Consider the following 25,068-nt stretch of genomic DNA (forward strand, 5'->3'; position numbering starts at 1 on the left):
CTCAGCAACGGGCGTGGCACGGCCACGTTCGGACACGTACCGACATGGAGGAGCCAGCGGTGGAGTTCGACGTCACGATCGAGATCCCGAAGGGTTCGCGCAACAAGTACGAGGTGGACCACGAGACCGGTCGGGTGCGCCTGGACCGCCGCCTGTACACGTCGATGGCGTACCCGACGGACTACGGCTTCGTGGAGAACACCCTCGGCGAGGACGGCGACCCGCTCGACGCCCTCGTCATCCTGGACGAGCCGCTCTTCCCGGGCGTCCTCGTCGAGGCGCGCACGATCGGCATGTTCAAGATGACCGACGAGGCGGGCGGCGACGACAAGCTGCTGTGCGTCCCGGCCGGTGACCCGCGCTTCGCGCACCTCCAGGACATCGAGGACGTCTCGCCCTTCCTGCGCGACGAGATCAAGCACTTCTTCGAGTCGTACAAGGACCTGGAGCCCGGCAAGGAGGTCCAGGGCGCGGACTGGGTCGGCCGCGCCGAGGCCGAGGCCGAGATCGAGGCGAGCCGCAAGCGCCTCAAGGAGCAGGGCGGCCACTGAGCCGCACCGGCCCGCGCGGGGCGCCGCATCCCCGGGGAGGGCCGGTCCGAAGGGCCGTACGGGTTTCCGTGCGGCCCTTCGCCGTGCCGTACGGAACCGGCCGCGCGGCACGGCCCGGTCCCCCGCCGGGCGGAACCCACCGCGCGGAACTCGCCGGGCCCCCCGCGGCCAGGGCGTTTACGGTGCTGTCCAGTGGGTGAGCCGAAGCCGGGGGACGAGTCAGCGGCGGACGAGGAGCGAGGCGACAGGTGAGCGAGGCGGAGGACCGGGACGAGGACCGGGGCCACCAGGACGAGCGCCGTGACCGGGACCGGGGCGGTGCGGAGAGCCGCGGCGGCGCGGGCGCGACGGAGGCCGAGGAAGGCTCCGCGAAGCCCCAGTCCGACGAGGCCCGCAGCGCCTTCTCGCCGCCCTCCGGCGTCGCCGCCGCCACCGCCAGGCCGACGTGGACCGAGCCGAGGGCGGAGGACGATCCGCAGGTCACCTCGGAGTTCTCCCTCCCCGAGGGCTTCGTCCCGCCCGAGCCCCCCGAGGCCGACACGTCCGCCGCCACCACCTCCGCCTTCTCCCTCCCCCACACCTACGACGCCCGTCACGCCCCGCCCGCCTTCACGCCCGCCGAGGGCGTCCCGATCCTGCGCCTGACGAAGGAGGCCCCGTGGCAGGACCGCATGCGCACGATGCTGCGCATGCCGGTCGCCGAGCGCCCCACCCCCGAGTCGGCGCAGAAGCACGACGCCGAGGAGGGCCCCGCCGTCCCCCGCGTCCTCGACCTGACGCTCCGCATCGGGGAGCTGCTGCTCGCGGGCGGCGAGGGCGCCGAGGACGTCGAGGCCGCGATGTTCGCCGTCTCGCGCTCGTACGGGCTCGACCGCGTCGAGCCGAACGTCACCTTCACGCTCCTCAACATCAGCTACCAGCCGAGCCTCGTCGAGGACCCCGTGACCGCCGCGCGCACCGTGCGGCGGCGCGGCACCGACTACACGCGGCTCTCCGCCGTCTTCCAGCTCGTCGACGACCTCACCTCGCCCGGCACGGACGTGTCGCTCGAAGAGGCGTACCGGCGGCTCGCGGTGATACGCCGCAACCGGCATCCGTACCCCGGCTGGGCGCTCACGGCGGCGAACGGGCTGCTCGCGGGGAGCGCCTCCGTGCTCGTCGGTGGTGGCCCGGCCGTCTTCTTCTGCGCGGCGATCGGCGCGATGCTCGGCGACCGGCTCGCGTGGCTCGCCGCCGGGCGCGGGCTGCCGGAGTTCTACCAGTTCCTCGTCGCCGCGACCCCTCCCGCCGCGATCGGGGTCACCCTCAACCTCGTCCACTCGGACCTGCGCGCCTCCGCCGTCATCACCGGTGGCCTGTTCGCGCTGCTGCCGGGGCGGGCGCTCGTCGCCGGGGTGCAGGACGGGCTGACCGGCTACTACATCACCGCCGCCGCCCGGCTCCTGGAGGTCCTGTACTTCTTCGTCGGGATCGTCATCGGGGTGCTCGTCGTGCTGTACGCGGGCGTCCAGTTGCACGCGAGTCTCGACCCGGACGTGACCGGGAACACCGTGAACAGGCCGGTCGCGCAGCTCCTCGCCTCGGTCGCGCTGTCCCTCGCCTTCGCGGTGCTGCTCCAGCAGGAGCGCTCGACGGTCATCCCCGTGGCGCTCAACGGCGGCGTCGCGTGGCTCGTCTACGGCTCGATGCACTTCACGGGGAAGATCTCGCCGGTCGCCGCGACGGCGGTCGCCGCCGGGCTCGTGGGCCTGTTCGGGCAGTTGCTCTCGCGCTACCAGTTCGCCTCGTCGCTGCCGTACGTGACGGCGGCGATCGGCCCGCTCCTGCCCGGTTCGGCGACGTACTACGGGCTGCTCGGCATCGCGCAGAACGACCTGGACGACGGCCTGCTGTCGCTGTCGCGCGCGGTCGCGACGGCGCTCGCGATCGCGATCGGCGTCAACCTGGGCTCGGAGATCTCGCGGCTCTTCCTGCGCGTGCCCGGCACGATCGCCCGCAAGGGAGCGAAACGGACCCGGGGCTTCTGACGCCCGCCCCGGGCCCGTGCGCGTGTCGCGGGAGACCGCTCAGCGGCGCCGCTCCTCGTCCGGGTAGCCGTAGCCGCCGCGCGGGGGCCGCTGCTGCCCGTACCCCTGCTCCCCCTCCTGCTCGTAGGCGGGGAAGGGCTGGGTCGCGTCGGGCTCCTGGTAGCCGCCTTCGGGCCGCTGCGGGGACGTGGGCTGCTGCGGGTACGCCTGGGGCTGCTCACCGTAGGGCTGCTGCTGCCCGTAGGACTGCGGCTGACCGCCGTAGCCCTGGGGCTGACCGCCGTACGCCTGCTGCTGGCCGTTGTAGGGCTGCTGCTGACCGTTGTACGGCTGCTGACCGCCGTACGGGGCCTGCCGGCCGTTGTCGTACGGGGCCGCCTGTGCGCCGTTGTCGTACGGGGCCGCCTGCTGGCCGCCGTAGCCCTGGGGCTGGTCACCGTGGGCGGGCGGGTACTGCTGCTGCCCGTACTGCTGCGGGTTCCGCGGCGCCTGGTACGGGGCCTGCCGGTCGTACGCGAGGCCCTGCTGGCCGCCGTAGGTCCCGCCTCCGTAGGGCTGCGGGCCGGTCGGGGGCTGCTGCGCGCCGGTGGGGGGCTGCTGCGGGGCGTAGCCGCCGGGGGCCTGCGGGTCGCCGTAGGGCTGCCCGTCGTAGGAGGGCTGGGGCTGCTGCGCGGCGTACGGGGCGCTGTTCCACGCGGACTGCGGGGAGCCGCCGGGGTCCTGCGGGCCCTCGTCGTCGCGGCGGGCGTCCTCGGCGCTCGCGGCGGGGGCGGCGGGGCCGGAGGAGGAGTCCTTGCCGCTCCTGCCGCGCGCCCGCAGGTACTCGATCGCGATCGGCACGACGGAGACGAGCACGATCAGGATGAGGATGAACTCGATGTTGTCCTTGACGAAGTCGATCTTCCCGAGCCACGAGCCGAGCAGCGTCACGCCCGCGCCCCACAGGACGCCGCCGATGATGTTGAAGGTGACGAAGGAGCGGTAGGCCATCCCGCTGACGCCCGCGATGATCGGCGTGAAGGTGCGGATGACGGGCACGAAGCGGGCGAGGACGAGCGACTTCGCGCCGTACTTCTCGAAGAACTCGTGCGCCTTCTGCACGTTCTCCTGCTTGAAGATCTTCGAGTCGGGCCGCTTGAAGAGCGAGGGACCGACCTTCTTGCCGAAGAGGTATCCGGCCTGGTCGCCGAGGATCGCCGCGACGCAGATGATCGCGATGGCCCCGGCGAGCGGGAAGTCCAGCTGGTTGCTCGTGATGAGCAGCCCGCACGTGAAGAGCAGCGAGTCGCCGGGCAGGAAGAAGCCGATGAGCAGCCCCGACTCGGCGAAGACGATGAGTGCGAGTCCCCAGATGCCGAAGTTGTCGAGCATGGTGTTGGGATCGAGCCAGCTCGGTCCGAGAGCAAGCGAGTTCACGACGTTCGGGCTCCTGGGGGTCCTGGCCGGCGGGGGGACGACCGTTCGGCGGAGGGATGGCGGGGATCGTTTTGCCGCCGGGGGAAAGTCATGCGGTAGCAAAGCTACCAACGAGGCCCGCCCCACCCGCGTTCCCGGCCCGCGCACGGCCGGTCCCCCGGGGGCCGCCGCGCCGCACGGGCCCGCGACGCGCGGACGGCCGCCGCCGGTGGCGGCGCGCGCCTGCCCTGGCCGACGCGCGCGAGCGCCGGGGCGGTTCCGCGCCCGGCGCTAGGGTGCCGCACGTCACGAAGGACCCGGCGCCCGTAACGTACCGGCATGCCCGGATTCGCCCCCGTCCTGACGCCCACCGCCCGCCGCCTCGCCCCGCTCACGCTCCCCGCGCTCGTCACCGGCGTGCTCGCCGCGTGCGTGCTGCTCGGGGTGAGCTGGGTGGCGGAGCGGCTCCAGGGGGTGTGGTGGGGGACCGTGCCGGAGGCGCTGGGGGTGGGGCGGTACGCGGCCGGGTGGGTGGTGCTCGTGCTGACCTGCACGGGGGTCCTCACGGGCCTCGTTGTGCGGTACGTGCCGGGGCACGCCGGGCCCGATCCGGCGACGACCGGGCTCGTGGACGCCCCGCTGCCGCTCGCCGTGCTGCCCGGACTCCTCCTCGCGACGGTGCTCTCGCTCGCGGGCGGCGTGAGCCTCGGGCCCGAGAACCCGATCACGGCGGTCAACGTGGCGCTCGTGTACGCGGCGGGACGCAGGCTGTCGCCCCGCGTGCCGGGCGAGCTGTGGACGGGGCTCGCGGCGGCCGGGACGATCGGGGCGCTCTTCGGGACGCCGGTCGCGGCGGCCCTCGTCCTCACCGAGATGCTCACGGAGCGGCCGGGCCCCGCCCTGTGGGACCGGCTGTACGCGCCGCTGCTCGCGGGCGCGGCGGGCGCGCTCACGATGACGCTCGTCGCGGAGCCGAGCTTCGACCTCGCGCTGCCCCCGTACGGCGGGGCGCGCTGGGCGCACCTGCTCCCCGCCCTGCTGATCTGCCTGGCGGGCGCGGTGCTCGGGCTGTGCGCGGTCGCGGCGTTCCCGTACGCGCACGGGGCCTTCGCGCGGCTCGGGCACCCGGTCCTGGTGTGCGGCGCGGGCGGGCTCGTGCTCGGGGGGCTCGGGGTGCTCGGCGGGCACTTGACGCTCTTCAAGGGGCTCGACGAGGTCAAGGAACTGAGCGCGCACCCGGGGCACTGGTCGGCGGGGGCGCTCGTGGGGATGGCGGTCGTGAGGACGGCGGCGCTGGTCGTGGCGGCGTCCTCGGGGTTCCGGGGCGGGCGGATCTTCCCGGCCGTGTTCGTGGGGGTGGCGCTGGGGCTGAGCGCGCATCAGCTCTTCCCGGGCGCGGCCCCGGAGGCTCCGGCGGTGGCGTGCGGGGTGCTGGGGGTGCTGCTCGCGGTGACGCGGCAGGGGTGGCTGAGCCTCTTCACGGCGGCGGTGCTCGTCGCGGACACGGCGGTGCTGCCGCTGCTGTGCCTCGCGGCGCTCCCCGCGTGGCTGCTCGTGACGGGGAGGCCGCCGATGCGGCTCGGCGGCCCCGGGCCCGTACCGGAGGAGCGCGGCACAGCTCCCGTCGCGTAGCCGCTTGCCCCGTTTTCGTACGGAATCCGCCTACGCTGCCCGCGACACGAGCCCCGCACCCTGAGGGAGCGCCATGCTGCACCACCCGCCCGAGGACGCGCGGGAGCGCGACAAGCCGCTCGCCGTGAACCCCTTCTTCGGCGAGGCCGACCCGCTCGACGGGATGCGGGAGGCGCCGCCCCGGCACCGGCTGCCGCGCGAGCCGATGGCCCCGCATCCGGCGTACCAGCTCGTGCACGACGAGCTGATGCTCGACGGGAACGCGCGGCTCAACCTCGCCACGTTCGTCACGACGTGGATGGAGCCGCAGGCGGGGGTGCTCATGAGCGAGTGCCTCGACAAGAACATGATCGACAAGGACGAGTACCCGCGTACGGCGGAGCTGGAGCGGCGCTGCGTCGCGATGCTCGCCGACCTGTGGCACGCCCCGGACGCGCGGGACGCGATGGGGTGTTCGACGACGGGGTCCAGCGAGGCGTGCATGCTCGCCGGGATGGCGCTCAAGCGGCGGTGGACGAGGAAGAACAAGGACCGCTATCCGGGCGGCGCGCGGCCGAACCTCGTGATGGGGATCAACGTGCAGGTGTGCTGGGAGAAGTTCTGCGACTTCTGGGAGGTGGAGGCGCGGCAGGTGCCGATGGAGGGCGAGCGGTACCACCTCTCGCCCGAGGCGGCCGTGGAGCTGTGCGACGAGAACACGATCGGCGTCGTCGGCATCCTCGGCTCGACGTTCGACGGTTCCTACGAGCCGATCGCCGACCTGTGCGCGGCGCTCGACGCGCTCCAGGAGCGGACCGGGCTCGACATCCCGGTGCACGTGGACGGGGCCTCGGGCGGGATGATCGCGCCGTTCCTCGACCCGGACCTCGTGTGGGACTTCCGGCTGCCGCGCGTCGCCTCGATCAACACCTCGGGGCACAAGTACGGGCTCGTGTACCCGGGCGTGGGCTGGGCGCTGTGGCGGGACAAGGCGGCGCTGCCCGAGGAGCTGGTCTTCCGCGTCAACTACCTGGGTGGCGAACTGCCCACGTTCGCGCTGAACTTCTCCCGGCCGGGCGCGCAAGTCGTCGCGCAGTACTACACGTTCCTGCGGCTCGGCTTCGAGGGGTACCGGGCGGTGCAGCAGTCGAGCAGGGACGTGGCGCGCGGACTGGCCGAACGCATCGAGGCGATGGGCGACTTCAGGATGCTGACGCGCGGCGACGAACTCCCGGTCCTGGCCTTCACGACGACGCCCGACGTCACCGCGTACGACGTCTTCGACGTCTCCCGGCGCCTGCGCGAACGCGGCTGGCTCGTCCCCGCGTACACCTTCCCGAAGAACCGCGAGGACCTGTCGGTCCTGCGCATCGTCTGCCGCAACGGCTTCTCCTCCGACCTGGCGGACCTCCTCCTGGGCGACCTGGAGGACCTCCTCCCCCAACTCCGCGCTCAGCCGCACCCGGTGACGCACAGCAGGGAACGGGCGACGGCGTTCCACCACTGAGGGGGCGGGGCGGGCCCTGCTATTCCCGCGCGCCGAGCGCCCGCGCGACGTCCTCCGCCGGGGGCCGGTGGCCCGCTCCCGGGACGAGGACGGCCGTGGCGCGCGGAGCCGCCCCCGCGAAGGCGCGGGCGCTCGCCGCGACGGGCACGAGCGGGTCGTCCGCGCCGTAGAGCGCGGTGTGGGGGCAGCGCAGGCGCGCGGCGTCGGGCAGCGGGTCGTGTTCCTGCTTCCGTACGAGGAAGGCCCAGGTCCGCGCGTCCACTCCCGCCCAGAACGGGTCGAGCTCCGCGGGGCGGCCCGCCCGCGCGAGCAGTTCGTCCGCCGCCGCGAAGCCCACGCCCGCGCGTCCGGCGGCGATCAGCCGGTCGTACAGGCCGAGGACCTCCGGGGCCGCGCCGCGCACGGCGAGAGCGTGGCGCTCCTGGGCCGCGGGGGTCACCGCGGGGCAGCCGCTCGTGACGAGCCTCTCGGGACCGCCCCGCGCGGCGGCCCGCAGTGCCACCCAGCCGCCCTCGCTGTGCCCGAAGAGCCGTACGGCCGCCGGGTCCACGCCCGGTTCCGCGCGGAGCCGGGCGAGCGCGGCCGTCGCGTCCTCGGCGAGTTCCGCCAGTCCTCCCGCGCGCCAGTCCCCGCCGGAGGCCCCGACCCCCCGCTTGTCGTACGAGAGGACGGCGAACCCGGCGGCGAGGAGGCGGGCGCGCAGGGGCGGGAAGTACGTGCCGTTGTCGCGATCGGTGGGGCCGGAACCCCCGACGAGCACGACGCCCGCCCGGCCCGCGCCGGACGGGGCGGGTCCGCCGGGCAGGGCGAGCAGTCCGGCCAAGTGCGTCGCACCGCTCGCGAACGTGATCTCGCGCGAGGTCGTCATCTCCCCCGCCTGCCCCGTCCCCGCCAAGGCACCCGGCCCCGCGCGCCGTCCCGCCCGCGCGGGCCCGCGCCCTCGCGCCTCCCCTCCGCCCAGCCGTCCCGCGCGTCCGGCGTCCGCTCAGCCGTCCCGCGCGTCCGGCGTCCGCTCAGCCGTCCCGCGCGTCCGGCGTCCGCTCAGCCCTCCCGTGCCACCAGTGCGAACGCCGTCTCGCCGTCCAGTTGCTCGCGGAGGATGTCGGCGTGGCCCGCGTGGCGGGCGGTCTCGCGGATGAGGTGGAGGAGGAGCCAGCGCAGCGAGACGGCCTCGGCGTCGGGGAACCAGGGGGCCTCCGGGAGCGGGAAGGTCTCGTCGAGGCTCGGGCGCGACCTGATCCACTCCTCGGTCTCGCGCGCGACCTTCTCGGCGTAGGCGCGGGCGCCCTCCAGGGTCTCGCCGTCGAGGAGGGCGTGGCTCTCGTGCCAGTTCTCGGGAGTGCGGACGGTGTCGGGTGCGGTGCCCCGGGCGCGGGCGAGCCAGCCCTGTTCGGTCTCGGCGGTGTGCTTGAGGAGGCCGCCGAGGCTCAGTTCGCTCGCGCAGGGCCGCTGCCGGGCCTGCTCCTCGGTGAGCCCGAGCGTGGCCCTGCGGATGCCGCCGCGCTGCTCGTCCAGGAAGGCGAGCAGCGCGCCCGCCTCGTCGCCGGGACGCTCGGGACCGACGTGCTTGACCATGGGTTCTCCTCTTCGGTAGGCCTGGGGGCCGGTAAGAGGAAGGTAGGGGCGATCGCGGACGGGTTCGGTCCGCCACCCGGGAACACGCCGCGCGGGACGCGAGGACGGCCCGCCCGCCCCGTCACCGGAGCAGGCGCCGGCCGGCCCCGCGTCCGCCGGCCGCCCGTCCGCTCACAGCTCGTACGTCGCGGGCCCGTGCTGCACGGAGATCCACCGCTGCGTCGTGAACGCGTCCACCGAAGCGGCCCCGTTGAGCCGCCCGATCCCGGAGCGCTTGACGCCCCCGAAGGCCGCCATCGGGTCGTCCTCCATCGTCGTGCCGTTGACGTGGATCATCCCGGCCTCGACGCGCCGCGCGAAGGCGACGCCGCGCTCGGCGTCCCCGGTGTGGACCGCGCTGCTGAGCCCGTACGGCGTGTCGTTGGTGAGCCGCAGGCCCTCCTCGTCGCCGTCGAAGGGGACGAGGAGCGCGACGGGCCCGAAGATCTCCTGGCGCAGCAGCGGCGAGTGCGGCGAGAGCCCGGTGAGGATCGTGGGCTCGACGAGGTTGCCGACGGTGCGGCCGTGCAGGAGCGGCGTCGCGCCCTCGGCGAGCGCCTCGTCGACGAGCGCCGTGAGCGCCTCGGCGTGGAACGAGTCGATGACGGGCCCGAGCTGGGTCGCGGGATCGGCGGGGTCGCCGGTGCGCAGGGCGGCGACGCGCTCGGTGAAGCGGGCGCTGAACGCGGGTTCGAGCGCGCGGTCCACGAGGATGCGGTTCGCGGCCATGCACACCTGGCCCTGGTACACGTACCGGCTGAAGACGGCCGCGTCGACGGCCCGGTCGAGCGCCGCGCCCGTGAGGTCGCCGAGCGCGACGAAGGCGCCGTTGCCCGAGAGCTGGAGGACGGTGCGCTTGAGGGCGCGCGCGGCGACGGCGGCGACGTGGCGGCCGATGCGGTCCGAGCCGGAGAAGGAGATGACCTTGGGGACGGGGTGCTCGATGAGGTCGTCGCCGATCTCGGCGATGTCCGTGACGAGCACGTTGAGCACCCCGGCGGGCAGTCCGGCCAGCTCGAAGATGCGGGCGACGAGGCCGCCGCCGACGATCGGGGTGTTCTGGTTGGGCTTGACGAGGACCGCGTTGCCGAGCGCGAGCGCGGGCGCGACGGACTTGAGCGTCACGAGCAGCGGGTAGTTGAAGGGGCTGATGACGGTGACGACCCCGGCGGGCTCGCGGTAGACGCGGTTCTCCTTGCCGGGCGTGAGCGCGGGCAGGAGTTCGCCGTCGGGCATCACGGCGACCCCGGCGGCGTGGCGCAGGAACTCGGCGGCGAGGTCGATCTCGTAGTACGCCTTCGCGCGCGTCGCGCCGAGTTCGGCGATCATCGCCTCGGCGGTCTCCTCGCGTAGACCGACGAGCGCGCTGCGGGCCCGTTCCAGGACGTCGCGGCGCGCGTGCGGCCCCGCGGCGGCCCAGCCGGGCTGCGCCCGCGCCGCCGCCTGGTACGCCTCGTCGACCTCGACGCCGGTCGCCGCGGTCACGGCGGCGAGCTTCTCGCCGTTGTACGGGTTGAAGTCGATGACGTCCCAGGAACCCCGGCCGACGCGCCATTCGCCGTCGATGTACTGGTGGGACAGGTCGGTGAAGAACGACATGGTGTATATCCTTGCCGGTTGCGCGCGTGCCGCCCGGGACCCAAGGGCCCTGTCGCGGCTCCCCGTTGGCGTGCATGGTACGCGCGAGCGGAGGCGTGGCGGCAGGGGCTGGGCCGTGCGGGGGACACTGTGCTACGGGAACGGGGCGCCGCCCCCGTACGGAATCCACCCCCGTCCGCACGGAACCGGCCCCGCTCCCGGCGCCTCACATCAGCTGCAGCAGGCCCCGCAGCAGGTCGCGGCTCTCCTCCGGGCCGGGGCAGTCCGCGCTCAGCCGCTCGAACGTACTGCCGTAGAGGGCTACTTCCTCGGGTTTGTCGAGGTAGAGCGCGCTCGTGAGCTGTTCGAGGTAGACGAGGTCGGAGAGGTCCGACTCGGGGAAGCCGAGCAGGGAGAAGGCGCCGCTCTCGCCCGAGTGCCCGCCGAAGCTGAACGGCATCACCTGGAGCGTCACGTTCTCGTGCTGCGACATCTCGATGAGGTGCTCCAACTGCCCGCGCATGACGCCCCGGTCGCCGTACGGGCGGCGCAGCGCGGCCTCGTCGAGCACCGCGTGGAAGCGCGGGGCGCGTTCGGCGACGAGCACCTTCTGGCGTTCCAGGCGCAGCGCGACGCGCCGTTCGATCTCGGAGGGGTCCCCGCCCGGCATCCCCTTGGTCACGACGGCCTGCGCGTACGCCTCGGTCTGGAGCAGTCCGTGCACGAACTGCACCTCGTAGACCCGGATCACCGACGCGGCGCCCTCCAGGCCCACGTACGTCGGGAACCAGCTCGGCAGGACATCCGAGTAACTGTGCCACCAGCCCGCGATGTTCGCCTCCTTCGCGAGGCCGAGCAGCTGACCGCGCTCGGCCGCGTCGTGCACGCCGTAGAGCGTGAGCAGATCCTCCACGTCCCGCGCCTTGAAGCTCACCCGTCCCAACTCCATGCGGCTGATCTTCGATTCCGAGGCCCTGATCGCGTAGCCGGCGCCTTCGCGAGTGATCCCGCGCGACTCGCGCAGCCGCCGCAGCTGCGAGCCGAGCAGGATGCGCCGTACGACCGAGCCTCCGCCTGCCCCCTCGGCCTGGGGCTGCCCCCAGTCCCCTGCGGTCACGACACCCAGCCTCCCCTCCATAGGACGTCAAGGGCGTTGCCTACAAGCCCCGCAGTCTGCCACTAAAAGGCTTCGTGCCGTACTCGTTCGGTTACGGAAACGGAAAGCTTGTGTCATGTGCCGGGAAGAGTTGCCGCGAGTTGGCGGGAAGAAATGGGGGTGAAGTGGTAGGTGTGACGGCAATTCCGGCGCGTGCACGTGCATCTGCCCTTGCATCCGCTGTGTGCGTTCCGCCACGATGGGGGCGCACCGCCGCGCAGCCATCGCGAATTCCGGGAGTGCCTCGCATGGGGACGAATGGATCGACCATGCTCGACCCGCTGAGGCAAGGGCTACCGCCGCTGGACCCCGCGACGGTCAGCGACGCCGCCTCCTGCGCCTTGAGCGCCCGCCTCGAAGGCGTACGCGAGGCACGGCAGTTCGCCCGGACGACCCTGGACCGCTGGGAACTGACCGACCTCGCCGACGACATCGCCCTCGTCGTCTCCGAACTCGTCACCAACGCCCTGCGCCACGCCCTCCCCCAGCCCGCGCCCGAGGACGGCCCGGACGAGAGCCCGGTCCGCCTCCACCTCATGCGCTGGGCGGGCCGCCTGATGTGCGCGGTCCGCGACCCGAGCGACGCGAGCCCGGTGACGCGCGCGGAGGACTTCGGCGCGGAGTGCGGGCGCGGCCTCTTCCTCGTGGACTCCTTCAGCGAGAGCTGGGGCTGGCACCCGCTCGCCGGAACGCTGCACGGAAAGATGGTGTGGGCGCTGTTCCGGGTGTGAACGCGGGGGCCCCGGGCCCGGCAAGTACGACGAGCGGTGCCGCTGTGCGCGGACACCGCTCTTTCTGTGTGCGGGCGTACGGACCCCGCTCTCTCCGTGTGCGGGCGTACGCGCGGGAGGGAGCGGGCCGCCTTCCGGCGACCCCCGTTGGCGAAAGTCGCCCTCAGCCCGTGACGAGGTGGTCGAATTCCCCGTCCTTCACACCGAGGAGCATCGCCTCTATCTCGGCGCGCGTGTAGACGAGCGCCGGGCCCTCGGGGTGGCGGGAGTTGCGCACAGCGACGTCGCCGCCCGGGAGTTTGGCGAACTCCACGCAGGTGCCCTGGGAATTGCTGTGCCGGCTCTTCTGCCAGACGACCCGGTGGACCTGCTGGAGTTCGGTTGCCGCCATGCCGTTGTACGCCTCGTGCACTGGTTGCTCCCGGTAGTGCTGTGGCCAATGGTGCATCGGTCAACTGCGCGTGATCATAGCCGCGTTCATGTGCTGATGCATGAGCAGATGCACGTGCACGTGGGGTGTTCCCCTGACTACAGACTTCCCGGGAGGCGGGGACTCCCCTCCTGAACACGCGAAAGCCGACCCCCGAAGGGGGCCGGCTCATGGAGACGTGGCGCACATCACTCTGCGTAGGACGCCTACGCAGGGTGCGGGGCGCCCGGGATCAGCGCTCCTCGCGGAAGTCGACGTGCCGCCCGGCGGCGGGGTCGAACTTGCGCAGCACCAAGCGGTCGGGGTCGTTGCGGCGGTTCTTGCGCGTCACGTAGGTGTAGCCGGTGCCCGCCGTGGAGCGGAGCTTGACGACGGGGCGGAGTGCGTTGTGAGCCATGACCCCAGTGTACGCATATGAAAATGATTTTCAACAAGGAGGGACGTGAGCCCGCTCACCCCGCCCTCGGCCGCCGCGCCTCCTCTTCCTCCACCGACGGCACCCGCACCGTCTTCTCCCGCTCGCGCGCCTCCTGGGGCCGCTTCGGCGGCGCGAGCGCGGCGGAGAAGCCCTCCAGCGCCTCGACGAGCATCCCGGCCCCCTTCCGTGCGACCCGGTCCGGCGGCGCCTGCTCCCCCGTCCCCGCCGCGTCCCAGTTCCCGAGCTCCGCGCGCACCGCGTCCCAGCGCGGCGCCGTGCGGTCGCGCAGGTCCCGCGCGGCCCGCGTGCTCGCGGCGTCGAGGGCCCGCGCGAGCCGGTCGGCGGGGGGTACGGGCGGGGAGCCGCGGCCGGGCAGGTGCGCCTCCATGAGCATCGCGACCCGCGCGATCTGCGCGAGCGCCTCGTCCGCGTCGTCGGCGGCCCCGCGCGAGAGCCCCCGCTGCCGGACGGGCTCGTCGCGCGCCTTCTCGACGGCCTCCTGCCACTCGGAGCGGCTGTCGCGCGCGGCGAGGAGGTCCTTGCGCACCTGCGCGCTGCGGTCCTCGGAGGGGTTGGCGTAGGCGCGGAAGACGGCGGCGGCGTAGGCGGTGTGCGCGAGGAGTGCGGTGGCGAGCCTGCCGCGCAGGCGCGGCGCCTCCCAGGCCGGGTAGAGCGCGTACGCGAGCATCGCGAGGAGCCCGCCGACGAGGGTGAGCCCGATCCGCTCCAGCGTGGTCTGTTCGAGGTCGGTGCCGGCCATGCCGAGGAGGAAGACGACGTACATCGAGACGCAGAACTGCGCGACGACGTACCCCGTGCGCATCAGCAGATACATGAGCCCGCCGCACAGCACCGCGAGCCACGCGAGCAGTTCCGTGCCGGGGTGCGCGAGGCGCACGACAAGGCTCGCGAGGGTCACGCCGAGGAGCGTCCCGGTGAAGCGCCCGGCGGCGCGCGCGTAGGTCTGCGAGAAGTCGGGGCGCATGACCATGACGGAGGTGAGCGGCGCCCAGTACGGGTGCCCGAGCGGCAGCAGGGAGCCGAGGAGGTAGCCGACGCCCGCGACGACGGAGATGCGCACGCCGTGCCGGAAGACCGGCGAGTTGCGGCGCAACTGGAGGCGGAGCAGCAGCGCGATGCCCGCCGCCTGCTGCGAGAGCGGCGCGCGGGTGCGGGTGCGGGTCACGGCGGGCATCCCGTGGGCGGCGGTCTCCCGCGCGTCGTCCGGGACGCGCGAGGAGGTGCCGCCGCTCGGGTCGGCGGTGTCGCGCACGTCGTCGAGCAGCGCGCGCAGGCGGCGCGCGGCCCGCAGCGGGGGCCCGGAGAGCAGTTCCTCGGTGTCGGGCGTGCGCAGCACGGCCTTCGTCGCCGCCGGTACGCGCACCGGCTGTCCGCGCCGCACCGCGCGGGCGCACGCGTCGAGCACCGTGCCCGCCGCGTAGAGCAGTTCGCGCACCCGCTCGCGCGCGGGCCCCTCGGCGGGGACCCCGAGGCCGGGGTCGGCGAGCGAGGCGAGCACGGGCCTGATGCGCTCGGCGACCCCGCGCGGTCCGCGCAGCTCGACGGGGCGGCGGCGGGCCTGCCCGGGGGTGAGCACGGCGGCCTTGCGGGCCTCCATGAGCGGCTCGGGGTCGAAGTCGGCGACGGGGTCCTGGCGCAGCCTGCGCGCGTAGTCGGCGACGGCGGCGAGCGCGTCGGCGAGGGCGTCGCGGTGCGCGCCCCAGCGCCGGATCGGTACGAGCCAGACGAGCCCGGCCTGCACGAGCCCCCCGGCGGCGATCACCGCCGCGTGCCCGAGCGCGGAGACGACGGAGCCCGGGAGCGTCACGGTCACCATGACGATGGAGACGTTCGAGGCGGCGATGATCCCCGCGGTGGGCCCGGCCGCCCAGGCCATCCCGGCGGCGAAGGCCCACAGCATGAGCAGCGGCACGAAGATCCACAGGTGGACGACGCACACGTACCCGAGGAAGGTGGAGAGGGCGAGGCTGAACCCGGAGGCGAGCGCGAGCAGCGGCCGGGGCCGCCAGGAGCGCTGGAAGGTGGCGACGGCGGCGGAGAACGCGCCGAAGGCGGAGGAGGCGGCGACACCGGGCCCGAAGAGGTCGAGGCTCAGCAGGACGACGAGCGCGAGCCCGGCGGCGCCGCGCAGCGCGACGAGCGGCACGAGGCGCTTGCGTTCCACTTTGAGGCCGGACCGGGAGGTCTCGGCCAGGGCGTTGAGCCAGCTCACGCCTTCACCATACGGACATAAGGGGTGCCCGGTGCGGCTGGCTCAGCGTGCGGGTGAGGCACCCCCGGGGGCTCCGCCCCCGCCCCCGCTCCTCAAACGCCGGAGGGGCTGGTGGTTGAGGTCCGCTCTCGACGCGGCCTCGGTCCCCCGCCGCCACCCCGCCTCGTCGCTGACCCCCCGCACCCGCGCCGCCTTCGTCCTCGGGAACATCCGCTCCGTCGCCTCCGTGACGGCCACGTCCCGCGCCGCGAGGACCGGCAGCACCTCCGGCTCCGCCGACTCCGTCACCGTGGCCTCGGCCGTCTCCTCCAGCCTCGTCCCGACGTGCTCCGCGTACGCGAGCAGGAAGGACTGCCGGAACGTCTTCGTCCGCCGCCGCCCCGCGGCCCTCGTCTCCGCCTCCGCGCGCGTGAGCGCGGTGTGCGCCTGCACGAGGAGCGAGGTGTGCAGCAACTCGACGGCCGCGAGGTCCCCCGCGTCCCCCACGACGGTCGAGAAGCCGTGCTCCTCGTTCCACACCGCCCGGCAGCCGCTCGCGCGGGCAACCGCGTCGAGGAGGATCGCCTGCGCCTCGCCGTACGGCGGCTCGACGCCGATCCGGCAGGCGGCGACGCCCTCGCCGGGCCCGGCGGGCACGCCCGCGAGGCGCGCGGCGTCGATGCGGTGGCGGGTCATGAGTTCCTGCGCCTTCGCGCTGAGCGCCTCGGCCTCCGCCGGGTACGCGGTCGCCTCGGCCTTGGCGAGCAGCGCGCGGACGCGGGTCAGCTCGCGGTCGTCGGTGGGCAGCGGCGCGGTCGGCAGGGAGCCGGGCGGCGGGCCGACGGGCTCGATCGCGGGGACCTTGAAGAGCAGCCGGTACAGCTCGACGGCCTCGACGGCCGCGCTGAAGCGGTCCGGGCGTATGCCCTCGCCGGTGTCCCCGGCGTCGAGGTCCGCGAGCTGGGCCTTCCAGCGGGGGTCGAGGCGCGCGTACCGGCGGGTCTCCTCGCGGACGAGAACGGCGTACCGCAGGCTGTGCGCGGGCCGCAGGTCGCGGCGGACGAGCCGCGCGAGGTCGGCGGGCTCCCAGCCGCGCCGCCAGGCCGCGCCGAGGAGCGCGGTGCCGCGCTCGGTGAGCAGGGCGTGCGCGGTCGTGGCGGGGAGTGCGGCGAGGAGGGAGGCGGCGGTGTCGAGAGAACGATCGGTCTCCTCGGCGAGCGCGGCGCCGAGCGCGTCCCGCGCGGAATCAGCCGCAGGCCGCTCACCCGAAGGGGTGTCGCGGGGGACGCGGCCGTCCTGGTGGCTCTTGCGGGTCTTACCGGTCTCGCGGGGCACTCCCCCATTGTCCACACCCTGTGGACAGCCCGGCGCGGGCGCCCGTTGTCGGACCCCCCTGCAAGACTCGTACACATGAACGATCCCGCTGTCCGCTGGCTGCTCACCTCCGCGGACGCGGAGGGCCCCGGCGTGCGCGTCGCCCCGCTCACCCCCGAGGGCGCGCTCGCCGCACCCCCGGTCGCCGAGCCGGACGCGGCGACGGCGGTGCGCTCGCGCCCCGGCGTGGGCCGCTGGGTCTGGCGCGCGACGCCGCACGTGTACCCGGCGCTGCTCGCCGCCGGGGTCCGCGTCGAGCGGTGCTACGACATCGAGGCGGCCGAGACGCTGCTCCTCGGCCACGAGGGCCGGTACGGGCAGCCCCGCGCGCTCGCCGCCGCGTGGGCGCGCCTGCGCGATGCGCCCGTCCCCGAGGACCCGCCGGGCCCCTCGGCGGAGCCCGACGCGCAGTCGTCCCTCTTCGACCCCCGTCCCGCCCCGCTCCCGCCCGAGGCGGTCGCCGAGGTCTACGCGGAGCAGTTGCGCCGCCACGCGAGGACGGGCCACCCGGGCCGCTTCACGCTCCTCACCGGCACGGAGTCGGCGGCGACGCTCGTCGCGGCCGAGCTGAACGCGACGGGCCTGCCCTGGAGCGCGGAGCGGCACAAGGACCTCCTGCGCGAGCTGCTCGGCGAGCGGTACGCGGGCGGCGGCGAGCCGCGCGGGCTCGCGGAGCTGGCGGAGGAGATCTCGCGCGCGTTCGGCAGGCGCGTCCGCCCCGACCTGCCCGCCGAGGTGCTGCGCGCCTTCGCCGAGGCGGGCGTGAAGCTCACCTCGACGCGGCGCTGGGAGCTGGAGAAGGTCGACCACCCGGCGGTCGCCCCGCTCCTGACGTACAAGAAGCTCTACCGCGTGTGGACGGCGCACGGCTGGAGCTGGCTCGCGGACTGGGTCCGCGAGGGCCGCTTCCGCCCCCGGTACGTGGTGGGCGGCGCGGTCTCCGGGCGGTGGACGACGGCCGGGGGCGGCGCGCTCCAGATCCCGAAGGTGGTGCGCCGCGCGGTCGTCGCGGACCCGGGCTGGCGCCTCGTGGTGGCGGACGCGGCCCAGATGGAGCCGCGCATCCTCGCCGCCGTCGCGGGCGACACGGCGCTCCTGGACGTGGCGGCGAAGGCCGACGACCTCTACGCGGCGGTCTCGGACCGCGCCTTCGCGGGCGACCGCGACCGCGCCAAGATCGCCGTGCTCGGCGCGATCTACGGCCAGACCTCGGGCGACGGCCTGAAGAACCTGGCGGCGCTGCGCCGCCGCTTCCCGAAGGCGGTCGCCTACGTCGACGAGGCGGCCCGCGCCGGCGAGGAGGGCCGCCTGGTGCGCACCTGGCTGGGCCGCACGTGCCCCCCGCTGGGCGGCGAGGTCCAGGAGGAAGCGGGCATCCCCCAGGAGGACGAGCCCGCCCCGTCCCCCTCCGCGTCCCGCGCCCGGGGCCGCTTCACGCGCAACTTCGTCGTCCAGGGCGCGGCGGCGGACTGGACCCTCCTCCTCCTGGCCGCCCTCCGCCGAGAACTCCACACCCGAGAAGCGGAGTTGGTCTTCTTCCAGCACGACGAGGTCATCGTCCACGCCCCCGCGTCGGAGGCGGCCGAGATCCCCGCCCTGATCACGGAAGCGGCCCGCGAGGCCACCCGCGTCTGCTTCGGCGACACCCCCCTCCGCGTCCCCTTCACCACGGCGATCGTGGAGTGCTACGCGGACGCGAAGTGACGCACGAGGACGCGTGGTTGCTGCCACACTCGTGGGGATGACGGGTGACGGGGGTGGACGGTCTTGGTCTTCGCGGAGACGGCGGCGCTGCGGCTGGGGTCGAAGGTGGCGGGCGCGGCGGGCAGGGCGTGGCTGAACCGGGGGCGGCGCACACAGGAACGGGCGCTCACCATGGAGGAGCTGATCCGCCTGCGCCTGCCGGGCGTACGGCTCCAGCGGGAGGTCGAGGCCCAGTTCACGCACATCACGAACGCGGTCTTCGACCGTCTCGAACCCTCCCTGCGGCACTCCTTCGAGCGGCGCGAGGAGAACAGCCGTCAGGCCGTCGTGGACGCGGTGGCCGACACCTTCGCGAAGGGCGACCTCTCCGACGACGCGCTCTTCGCGACGGACGTACGCGCCCCCGAACTCGTCCGCCACCTCGTCACCACGACGACTCCCCCGCCCGGTCTGGACGCCGAGGAGACCCGCCTCTACGAGCTGCTCCTGGCGGAGTGCGCCGAGTACTACGTACGGATCGTGCGTGGCCTGCCCGTCTTCGAGGAACGCGCGGTGGCCGAGCTCCTGGCCCGTACGGCGACGGTGGGCGCGGAGATCGCCCGCGTTCTCGAACGCCTCCCGGACCGCTCGCACTTCGCCCCCGAGGGCACGGACCTGGACGCCGCCTTCCGCCGCGAGTACCTCGCCCTGCTGAGCCGCGACCTGGACGAGGTGGAGATGTTCCGCCGCGTCCCCGGCCAGGACTCCCCACCGCGCGTGCCGCTGTCCGTCGCGTACATGAGCCTGCGCACGCGCGGCGAGGAGGGCCCCGCACGCACTCGTCGGCGCCCCTCCGTCGCCGGACGGCTCGACATGGGGCAGTGGGAGGCGGCGGCCGAAGCCCGTTCGCTGCGCGTCGAGAGCGCGCTGAGCACCCGCGCCCGCGTCCTGCTGCGCGGCGAAGCCGGTACGGGCAAGACGACGCTCCTGCGCTGGCTCGCCGTCACCGCCGCGCGCGGCGCCTTCACGGGCGAGCTGAGCGAGTGGAACGGCCTGACGCCGGTCCTCGTGAAGCTCCGCGAGTACGGCGGGGGCAGGCCCCCACTGCCGGAACGGATGCTCGACGGCGTGGCCGGGATGATCACCGGGATCATGCCCCGGGGCTGGGCGGAACGCGAACTCTCCGCCGGTCGGGTGCTGTTGATGGTCGACGGCATCGACGAGCTGGTGGCCGGGGAACGCCCGGCGGTACGGGACTGGCTGCGCCGCCTGCTCGGCGTGTACCCGGACATCCGCGTCGTCGTCACCTCGCGCCCGGCCGCGGCCCGCGCGGGCTGGCTCACCGCCGAGGGCTTCACGCCCCTCCACCTCGACCGCATGTCCCCCTCCGACCTCGCCGGCTTCGTCCGCCGCTGGCACCAGGCGGTGCGGGCTTCCGGCAGCGCACTGCCGTGCGCGCCGGAGGAACTCCCCGAGTACGAGGAGGCATTGCTCACCGCGCTCAAGGACCGCGCCCACCTCCAGGCCCTCGCGGGAACCCCGCTCCTGGCCGCGATGCTGTGCGCGATGCACCTCGCCCAGGGCCGTCGGCTCCCGCAGAACCGGATGGAGTTGTACCGGAACGCCCTCAACACCCTCGTCCACGAGCGCGACGCGGACCGCGGCATCCCCAGCGCGGCCGACACCCGCCTCACCTTGGACGACAAACTCGTCCTCCTCCGCGACCTCGCCTGGCGCCTCTCGGACAACAACCGCAGCGAGATCGACGTGCCGCGCGCCGCCGCCTGGATGGACCAGCGCCTGCGCACGATGCGGCACGTGGCGGACCTGAGCGGCGCGGCTGTCCTCGACCAGCTCCGCCACCGCTCCGGCCTCCTGCGCGACCCCGCCGAGGACCGCATCGACTTCGTCCACCGCACCTTCCAGGAGTACCTGGCGGCGGCGGAGGCGGTCGACGCCGACCGCGTCGGCAACCTGGTGGGCCGCGCCCACCTCGACCTGTGGCGCGAGACGATCGTCCTGGCCGCGGGGCACGCGCAGACGCGACAGCGCGAGGAATTGCTGAACGGGATTCTCGACCGGGCCGACGCGGAGCGGAAGTACGCGCGGAAGCTGCGGCTGGTGGCGGCCTCGTGCCAGGAGACGTGCACGTCACTACCGGTGGGCGTCGCGGAACGGGTCGACGCGGCGATCGACAGGCTCCTCCCGCCCCGCCGCTCGACGGACCCGGCGGCCCTGGCGGCGGTGGGGCCGAGCCTCCTGCGGAAACTGCCGAGGGCGCTGGAGGGACTGAGCCCAACGGTGGCAGCGCGGACGGTGGAGACCGTGGCACTGATCGGCGGGGAGGAGGCGCTGGGGATGCTGGCGACGCACGCGGTGCGCGCGGACACGAAGACTGTCGACGCCCTCGTCGAGGCATGGTCCTACTTCCCGGCCGAGCGCTACGCACGCGACGTGCTGGCGGTCATGACCCTGGAATCCGTCTTCGTGGTCCTCAAGCACGCCGGGCAGGTACGCGCGGGGAGGACCGTGCCCGGGATCACGGATGTCGGGATCCCCCAACGCCCCGCGGAGCACAAGGGCGTCTTCCAGGAGATCGCGGCCTACCCCAACCTGGCCCGCCTGTCTGTGTATCTGCGGTCGGACGACACGCTGCGCGCCCTGACCCGTACACCGATGCCCCGGCTCACGACGCTCTCGGTCCGCAGCACCCAAGGGGCGACCACGGTCCCCGACCTGAGTGCCTTCGCCGCTCTCGAAGCATTCGTCCTCGGCGGATTCGACGTGAGCGCGTGGCGGAGCGGTGCGCTGGGCACCCCGCCGGAGCTGTGGCACCTGATGCTGAGCGGTTGCACCCTCGACTCCACCGCCCCCTTCCCCTTCTCCTCCCTCCCGTCCCTCACCCACGTGACCCTGGACGACTGCCGCCGGACCGACGGCACTCCCCTCACGGAACTCAGCCTTCCCGGCATCGTCGTCATGTCGCGGGACTGACGCGTCCCGCCCTCACACCACCCCCGCTCCCATCCACACCCCCACCACCGTCACCGCCGCGTTGAAGGAGGATGCCGCCGAGACCACGACGCCGCCGCCCGCCATCAGCACCGCCCACCCCACCGGCCCCCACAGCGCCCCCGTCCAGCGCGCCACCGGCGCCGGGGCGAGCAGCGCCGCCACGCGCCGGGGCACCGGGCCCGGCGCGGCGAAGGCAGGGAGGAGGCCCGCGCTGTCGTCGCGCCCCCGCGAGGAGAGCGCCGCGCGGCCCACCGCCCGCGCCGTCACCCGCCGGTCCCCCACGACCCGGGCCGCCTCCTCGTCCGCCCACCGCTCGGCGCCGTACGCGAGCGCGCCGACGAGCGGGCGCAGCAAGGGGTTCGCGCACGCCGCGAGGCGCGCCACGAGGAGGAGGCCGTGGTGCCGGCCCGCGAGGTGGGCGCGCTCGTGGGCGAGCACGGCCGCGTACTCGCGCTCCGTCAGGCACTCCCGCATCCCGCGCGAGACCACGACGAGCGCGGGGCGGCCCGGCAGGGCGTACGCGTACGGGGAGGGGTCGGGCAGGACGGCCACGTCGCCCCCGTCCCGTACCGCCGAGGCCGCGCGCCGCGCCGCGACCCGCGCCGTGCGGTGCCGCGCGCCCGTGCGGACGCACGCGAGGAGCGCCACGAGCAGCGCGGCCAGCGAGGCGAAGCCCGTCACCTCGTCCCACGGCACGGCGGCCCGGACCTCCGGGTCCGCCCAGGTGTCCGGGAGGGGGTTGTGCGGGATGCGGGCCGTGCCGACGACGCCGAAGAGGCCGAGGCACACGGTGCTGCACAGGGCGAGGACGACGGCGAGCGCGGTGAGGAGGAGGGTCGCGGTGCGCGGGTGGAGGTGGCGCACCGCGAGGCGGCCGACCGGCAGCGCGGTCAGCGGGACGACGAACGGCAGGAAGACGACGTACTCCACGTACCTCAGCCCCCTCCGGAGCCCCCGGCCCCGCCACCCCCGAGCGGGCCGCCCGGCCCGCCGCCTTCGAGCGGGCCCTCCGGGCCGCCTCCCGCGAGCAGCTCGCGCACGAGGCGTTCGTCCTCCGCCGAGAGCGAGGTGACGAAGCTCGTGAGGACCGCGTCGCGGTCGTGCTCGCCGTCGAGCAGCCGCCGCATCCGCAGGGCCGCGAGCCCCGCCTCGTCGGCGACGGCGCTCCACAGGAAGGAGCGGCCCCGGCGCTCCCTGGTCACGGCGTCCTTGGAACGGAGCCGCGTCAGGATCGTCATGACAGTCGTGTACGCGAGTTCCCCACCGACGTGTTCGCGCACCCACCCGGCGGGTACGGGTCCGGGGGCGGAGTGGAGCACCGCGAGCACCCTGGCCTCCAGTTCGCCCTGTCCACGCCGTCGGCCGCCGTTCCGCTCGGTCCCGCTCACGCCCGCACCTCCTCGCACCCGCCCGCTCGCACCGGGTCCCGATCGTACCGAGCCGCGGCACCGGGCCCCGTCACCAACTTCTACAGTCCTGTAGTTTTCAGAACGAGGCAGTTTTCGGAACGAGTCACAACCGGCAGCACCCCCGAGACCAAGGAGCGAACACCATGGGAGTCACGCTGGCCAAGGGCGGCAACGTCTCACTGTCGAAGGAGGCCCCCGGGCTCACGTCGATCACGGTCGGACTGGGCTGGGACGTCCGGACCACGACGGGCAGCGACTACGACCTCGACGCGAGCGCGCTGCTCTGCTCGGCGGCCGGGAAGGTCGTCTCGGACGCGCACTTCGTCTTCTACAACAACCTGACCAGCCCGGACGGCTCCGTCCGCCACACCGGCGACAACCTGACGGGCGAGGGCGAGGGCGACGACGAGTCGATCGAGATCGACCTCGCCCAGGTCCCCGCCGACGTCGACAAGATCGTTTTCCCGGTGTCGATCCACGAGGCGGAGTCGCGCGGCCAGAGCTTCGGCCAGGTCCGCAACGCCTTCATCCGCGTCGTGAACCGCGAGGGCGGCACCGAACTGGCGCGATACGACCTCTCCGAGGACGCGTCGACCGAGACCGCGATGGTCTTCGGGGAGGTCTACCGGCACGGCACGGAGTGGAAGTTCCGCGCGGTCGGCCAGGGCTACGCCTCCGGGCTCGCGGGCATCGCCTCGGACTTCGGCGTCAACGTCTGAGCGGGGCGCGCGGAACGGGTACGGGCCGGGGGCCGGGTCGCCGTGACGGCGGCCCGGCCCCCGGCCCGTGACGCGGCGGCCCTGCGGGCGCCGGGAGGTCTCAGAGGTCGAACTCGTGCGGCGGCAGGCCCAGCGCGAAGCACGCCTCGCGCACGACGCCCTGCTCGTCCTTGTCGAAGTCGCCGTCGGCGCCGCCGATGACGATGCCGATCTGGATGACCGCGCGGGCCTCGGCGGGCTTCTTCTTGGCCTTGGCGATCTCCTGGAGGACACCGACCTTGCCGAAGTCGAAGTCGCTCGTGAGCTTGTCGAGATTGGCCTCGAAGCGGCGGCGCAGGTCGTCGGCGGGGAAGTTCTGGAGGACCTCGTTGGAGGTGATGAGCTGCGCGACCCGCTGCCGCTCGGAGGGGTCGACACTGCCGTCGGCCGCCGCCACGAGCGCGCACATCGCCATGCTCGCGTCGCGGAAGGCACCGCTCTTGAGGTCGTTCTTCTTCGCGACGAGCTGTCCCTGCATCGTCTGCGCGGAATCCTTGATGCGATCCCAGAGCGCCATGAGAACTCCGTCTCTCGTAAATCCCGGCCCGCCGGGCACGGCGGACCGACCACGGGCAGCCGCGCTGGACCCCCGTACTTCTACAGTGCTGTAGAAGCTACCAGTCGCGCCCCGGCACCCTTCCCAACGGACGGTCCGGCGGAAAAGATCCCGCCAGTCCCGCACGTCACACGGAGCGGCGGGGGCGGGGAACGGGCGAGGGCCCGCCTCCCCCCGCGCGTGTGCGGGGGGAGGCGGGCCCTCGTCGGTCCCGTCCGGGGGCGGCGGTCAGCCGTTGGCGGCGCCGTTGCCCGAGAGGACCGGGATGTCCTCCAGGAGGTGCGACAGCGGCTCGTCGCCCTTCGCCTGGGTGGAGTTCTCGGTGCACTGCTGGTTCTGGGGCGAGGACAGGACGTTGACGTCCTGGACCGCGATCGGCACGAGGCCGACGAGGGAACCGGCGTTGACCTTGGCGGGCAGGCCGATGCAGGGCTTGTTGAGCGAGCCCTGCACGAGCGCGAGCTGCGGGCTCATGTTCCCGTACGTCGCCTGGTTGCCGTACGCCTGCTGGGCGCCGTTGCCCGAGACGGAGGTCGTGCCACCGTCGTCGCCGAGCGCCATGGCGGGAGCGGCACCCGCACCCGCGACCGTGACGGCGACCGCGGCGGCGGCCCACAGCTTCTTCATGACTGTCCCCTTTCGGAAAGCGGACCCCGAGACAGGATCACCAGCCACCCCAACCGCCCCACCCCGTCCGGAGTTGCGCCGCGCGCCCGCATGACACCCGATCAGCTCACACGCCGCCCGCCCACAGGGGCCGCCGCTTGTCCGGCGTCCGCCGGGGAGCCGGTCGCCAGCCGGGGAGGCGATCGTCCGCCGGATAGCCGGTCGTCCGCCGGATAGCCCGTCGTCCGCCGGATGTCCGGTCGCCGGCCGGGGATCGGCGTTTACCACGGACCAGTGCCCCCTGGGGGCGGCGCCCGCGCAGTGTGCCCGTACGTGGGAGCGCGCGAGGGGGCGCAAGGCGCACGAATCCCTCATTCGCCCCCACACCGTGCGGTGAACGGGGGACCCTGGGGTGTGACGGCCTGAGCACGGGGCAC

The 25,068-nt window shown here is 74.1% G+C and carries 21 protein-coding genes; 8 read left to right on the plus strand and 13 right to left on the minus strand.

From position 1 onward, the window contains the following. Window positions 1-59 precede the first annotated feature (59 nt). The gene (locus tag STTU_RS13700; RefSeq protein WP_009067826.1) at window positions 60-551 is read left to right on the plus strand and encodes an inorganic diphosphatase; all 492 of its coding nucleotides are present in this window, start codon (window positions 60-62) and stop codon (window positions 549-551) included. A gap of 248 nt (window positions 552-799) precedes the next feature. After that, a complete protein-coding gene (locus STTU_RS13705; protein ID WP_007823765.1) occupies window positions 800-2,578 on the plus strand; it encodes a threonine/serine ThrE exporter family protein in 1,779 nt (592 codons plus the stop codon). A 39-nt stretch (window positions 2,579-2,617) separates the two neighbouring features. Here STTU_RS13705 and STTU_RS13710 read toward each other — a convergent pair whose 3' ends face one another. Continuing rightward, complete coding sequence (locus tag STTU_RS13710) at window positions 2,618-3,994, minus strand: VTT domain-containing protein (RefSeq protein WP_043255129.1); 1,377 nt, start codon at window positions 3,992-3,994, stop codon at window positions 2,618-2,620. 318 nt (window positions 3,995-4,312) lie between these two features. On the opposite strand from STTU_RS13710, the gene STTU_RS13715 reads away from it, so the two are divergent. Next, the gene (locus STTU_RS13715) at window positions 4,313-5,605 is read left to right on the plus strand and encodes an ion channel protein (protein WP_007823769.1); all 1,293 of its coding nucleotides are present in this window, start codon (window positions 4,313-4,315) and stop codon (window positions 5,603-5,605) included. 73 nt (window positions 5,606-5,678) lie between these two features. Next, on the plus strand, window positions 5,679-7,091 hold the full coding sequence (locus STTU_RS13720; protein ID WP_007823771.1) for a glutamate decarboxylase: 1,413 nt from the start codon (window positions 5,679-5,681) through the stop codon (window positions 7,089-7,091). A 19-nt stretch (window positions 7,092-7,110) separates the two neighbouring features. On the opposite strand, the gene STTU_RS13725 is transcribed toward STTU_RS13720, so the two are convergent. The 4 genes from STTU_RS13725 to STTU_RS13740 all read right to left on the minus strand — a co-directional run bounded on the left by STTU_RS13725 (window position 7,111) and on the right by STTU_RS13740 (window position 11,400). Then, window positions 7,111-7,959, minus strand: a complete 849-nt coding sequence (locus STTU_RS13725) for an alpha/beta hydrolase family protein (RefSeq protein WP_043255132.1) — start codon at window positions 7,957-7,959, stop codon at window positions 7,111-7,113. A 173-nt stretch (window positions 7,960-8,132) separates the two neighbouring features. Beyond that, complete coding sequence (locus STTU_RS13730; protein WP_007823776.1) at window positions 8,133-8,666, minus strand: DinB family protein; 534 nt, start codon at window positions 8,664-8,666, stop codon at window positions 8,133-8,135. Window positions 8,667-8,837: 171 nt separating this feature from the next. Beyond that, window positions 8,838-10,304 carry an aldehyde dehydrogenase family protein gene (locus STTU_RS13735; RefSeq protein ID WP_007823778.1) on the minus strand — a complete coding sequence of 489 codons (1,467 nt, stop codon included), beginning with the start codon at window positions 10,302-10,304 and terminating at the stop codon, window positions 8,838-8,840. Between the two features lie 205 nt (window positions 10,305-10,509). Continuing rightward, entirely contained in the window at window positions 10,510-11,400 is an 891-nt protein-coding gene (locus STTU_RS13740; protein WP_009067818.1) for a helix-turn-helix domain-containing protein, read from the minus strand. A 287-nt stretch (window positions 11,401-11,687) separates the two neighbouring features. Here STTU_RS13740 and STTU_RS13745 point away from each other — a divergent pair, with 287 nt between their 5' ends. Continuing rightward, window positions 11,688-12,170: an ATP-binding protein gene (locus STTU_RS13745; RefSeq protein WP_043255134.1), complete on the plus strand. Its 483-nt coding sequence runs from the start codon at window positions 11,688-11,690 to the stop codon at window positions 12,168-12,170. Window positions 12,171-12,333: 163 nt separating this feature from the next. Here STTU_RS13745 and STTU_RS13750 read toward each other — a convergent pair whose 3' ends face one another. The 4 genes from STTU_RS13750 to STTU_RS13765 form a co-directional block, all read right to left on the minus strand. Then, window positions 12,334-12,582, minus strand: coding sequence for a DUF397 domain-containing protein (locus STTU_RS13750; protein ID WP_007823797.1), 249 nt, complete (start codon window positions 12,580-12,582; stop codon window positions 12,334-12,336). A 250-nt stretch (window positions 12,583-12,832) separates the two neighbouring features. Continuing rightward, window positions 12,833-12,997 (minus strand): 50S ribosomal protein L33, encoded by a 165-nt coding sequence (rpmG, locus tag STTU_RS13755; RefSeq protein WP_007823798.1) that lies wholly within the window; start codon window positions 12,995-12,997, stop codon window positions 12,833-12,835. Window positions 12,998-13,052: 55 nt separating this feature from the next. Then, entirely contained in the window at window positions 13,053-15,251 is a 2,199-nt protein-coding gene (locus STTU_RS13760; protein WP_007823799.1) for an FUSC family protein, read from the minus strand. A gap of 42 nt (window positions 15,252-15,293) precedes the next feature. After that, a complete protein-coding gene (locus STTU_RS13765) occupies window positions 15,294-16,565 on the minus strand; it encodes a DUF2786 domain-containing protein (RefSeq protein WP_007823800.1) in 1,272 nt (423 codons plus the stop codon). A 75-nt stretch (window positions 16,566-16,640) separates the two neighbouring features. Here STTU_RS13765 and STTU_RS13770 point away from each other — a divergent pair, with 75 nt between their 5' ends. Both STTU_RS13770 and STTU_RS13775 read left to right on the plus strand, forming a co-directional pair. Beyond that, window positions 16,641-18,308, plus strand: a complete 1,668-nt coding sequence (locus STTU_RS13770) for a bifunctional 3'-5' exonuclease/DNA polymerase (RefSeq protein ID WP_007823801.1) — start codon at window positions 16,641-16,643, stop codon at window positions 18,306-18,308. Window positions 18,309-18,371: 63 nt separating this feature from the next. Then, window positions 18,372-21,281, plus strand: coding sequence for an NACHT domain-containing protein (locus tag STTU_RS13775; RefSeq protein WP_007823802.1), 2,910 nt, complete (start codon window positions 18,372-18,374; stop codon window positions 21,279-21,281). A 12-nt stretch (window positions 21,282-21,293) separates the two neighbouring features. Here STTU_RS13775 and STTU_RS13780 read toward each other — a convergent pair whose 3' ends face one another. Together STTU_RS13780 and STTU_RS13785 are read right to left on the minus strand one after the other, a co-directional pair. Then, window positions 21,294-22,232 (minus strand): M56 family metallopeptidase, encoded by a 939-nt coding sequence (locus tag STTU_RS13780; protein ID WP_007823803.1) that lies wholly within the window; start codon window positions 22,230-22,232, stop codon window positions 21,294-21,296. Between the two features lie 5 nt (window positions 22,233-22,237). Continuing rightward, window positions 22,238-22,690, minus strand: a complete 453-nt coding sequence (locus STTU_RS13785) for a BlaI/MecI/CopY family transcriptional regulator (RefSeq protein WP_043255136.1) — start codon at window positions 22,688-22,690, stop codon at window positions 22,238-22,240. Between the two features lie 164 nt (window positions 22,691-22,854). Between STTU_RS13785 and STTU_RS13790 the strand changes: the two genes are divergently transcribed. Continuing rightward, window positions 22,855-23,430, plus strand: coding sequence for a TerD family protein (locus STTU_RS13790; protein ID WP_007823805.1), 576 nt, complete (start codon window positions 22,855-22,857; stop codon window positions 23,428-23,430). A gap of 100 nt (window positions 23,431-23,530) precedes the next feature. Here the strand turns inward: STTU_RS13790 and STTU_RS13795 are convergent, their stop codons facing one another. Together STTU_RS13795 and STTU_RS13800 are read right to left on the minus strand one after the other, a co-directional pair. Then, window positions 23,531-23,986, minus strand: coding sequence for a tellurite resistance TerB family protein (locus STTU_RS13795; protein WP_007823806.1), 456 nt, complete (start codon window positions 23,984-23,986; stop codon window positions 23,531-23,533). 267 nt (window positions 23,987-24,253) lie between these two features. Next, complete coding sequence (locus STTU_RS13800; RefSeq protein ID WP_007823807.1) at window positions 24,254-24,652, minus strand: rodlin; 399 nt, start codon at window positions 24,650-24,652, stop codon at window positions 24,254-24,256. Window positions 24,653-25,068: the final 416 nt, after the last annotated feature.

It is taken from the genome of Streptomyces sp. Tu6071 (assembly GCF_000213055.1).
GTDB lineage: Bacteria > Actinomycetota > Actinomycetes > Streptomycetales > Streptomycetaceae > Streptomyces > Streptomyces evansiae.

Bases quoted from the DNA above. Each gene is read 5' to 3' on its own strand.
- STTU_RS13715 (WP_007823769.1), top strand. From the start codon at position 4,313: ATGCCCGGATTCGCCCCCGTCCTGACGCCCACCGCCCGCCGCCTCGCC.
- STTU_RS13720 (WP_007823771.1), top strand. From the start codon at position 5,679: ATGCTGCACCACCCGCCCGAGGACGCGCGGGAGCGCGACAAGCCGCTC.
- STTU_RS13725 (WP_043255132.1), bottom strand. From the start codon at position 7,959: ATGACGACCTCGCGCGAGATCACGTTCGCGAGCGGTGCGACGCACTTG.
- STTU_RS13730 (WP_007823776.1), bottom strand. From the start codon at position 8,666: ATGGTCAAGCACGTCGGTCCCGAGCGTCCCGGCGACGAGGCGGGCGCG.
- STTU_RS13735 (WP_007823778.1), bottom strand. From the start codon at position 10,304: ATGTCGTTCTTCACCGACCTGTCCCACCAGTACATCGACGGCGAATGG.
- STTU_RS13745 (WP_043255134.1), top strand. From the start codon at position 11,688: ATGGGGACGAATGGATCGACCATGCTCGACCCGCTGAGGCAAGGGCTA.
- rpmG (WP_007823798.1), bottom strand. From the start codon at position 12,997: ATGGCTCACAACGCACTCCGCCCCGTCGTCAAGCTCCGCTCCACGGCG.
- STTU_RS13770 (WP_007823801.1), top strand. From the start codon at position 16,641: ATGAACGATCCCGCTGTCCGCTGGCTGCTCACCTCCGCGGACGCGGAG.
- STTU_RS13790 (WP_007823805.1), top strand. From the start codon at position 22,855: ATGGGAGTCACGCTGGCCAAGGGCGGCAACGTCTCACTGTCGAAGGAG.
- STTU_RS13795 (WP_007823806.1), bottom strand. From the start codon at position 23,986: ATGGCGCTCTGGGATCGCATCAAGGATTCCGCGCAGACGATGCAGGGA.
- STTU_RS13800 (WP_007823807.1), bottom strand. From the start codon at position 24,652: ATGAAGAAGCTGTGGGCCGCCGCCGCGGTCGCCGTCACGGTCGCGGGT.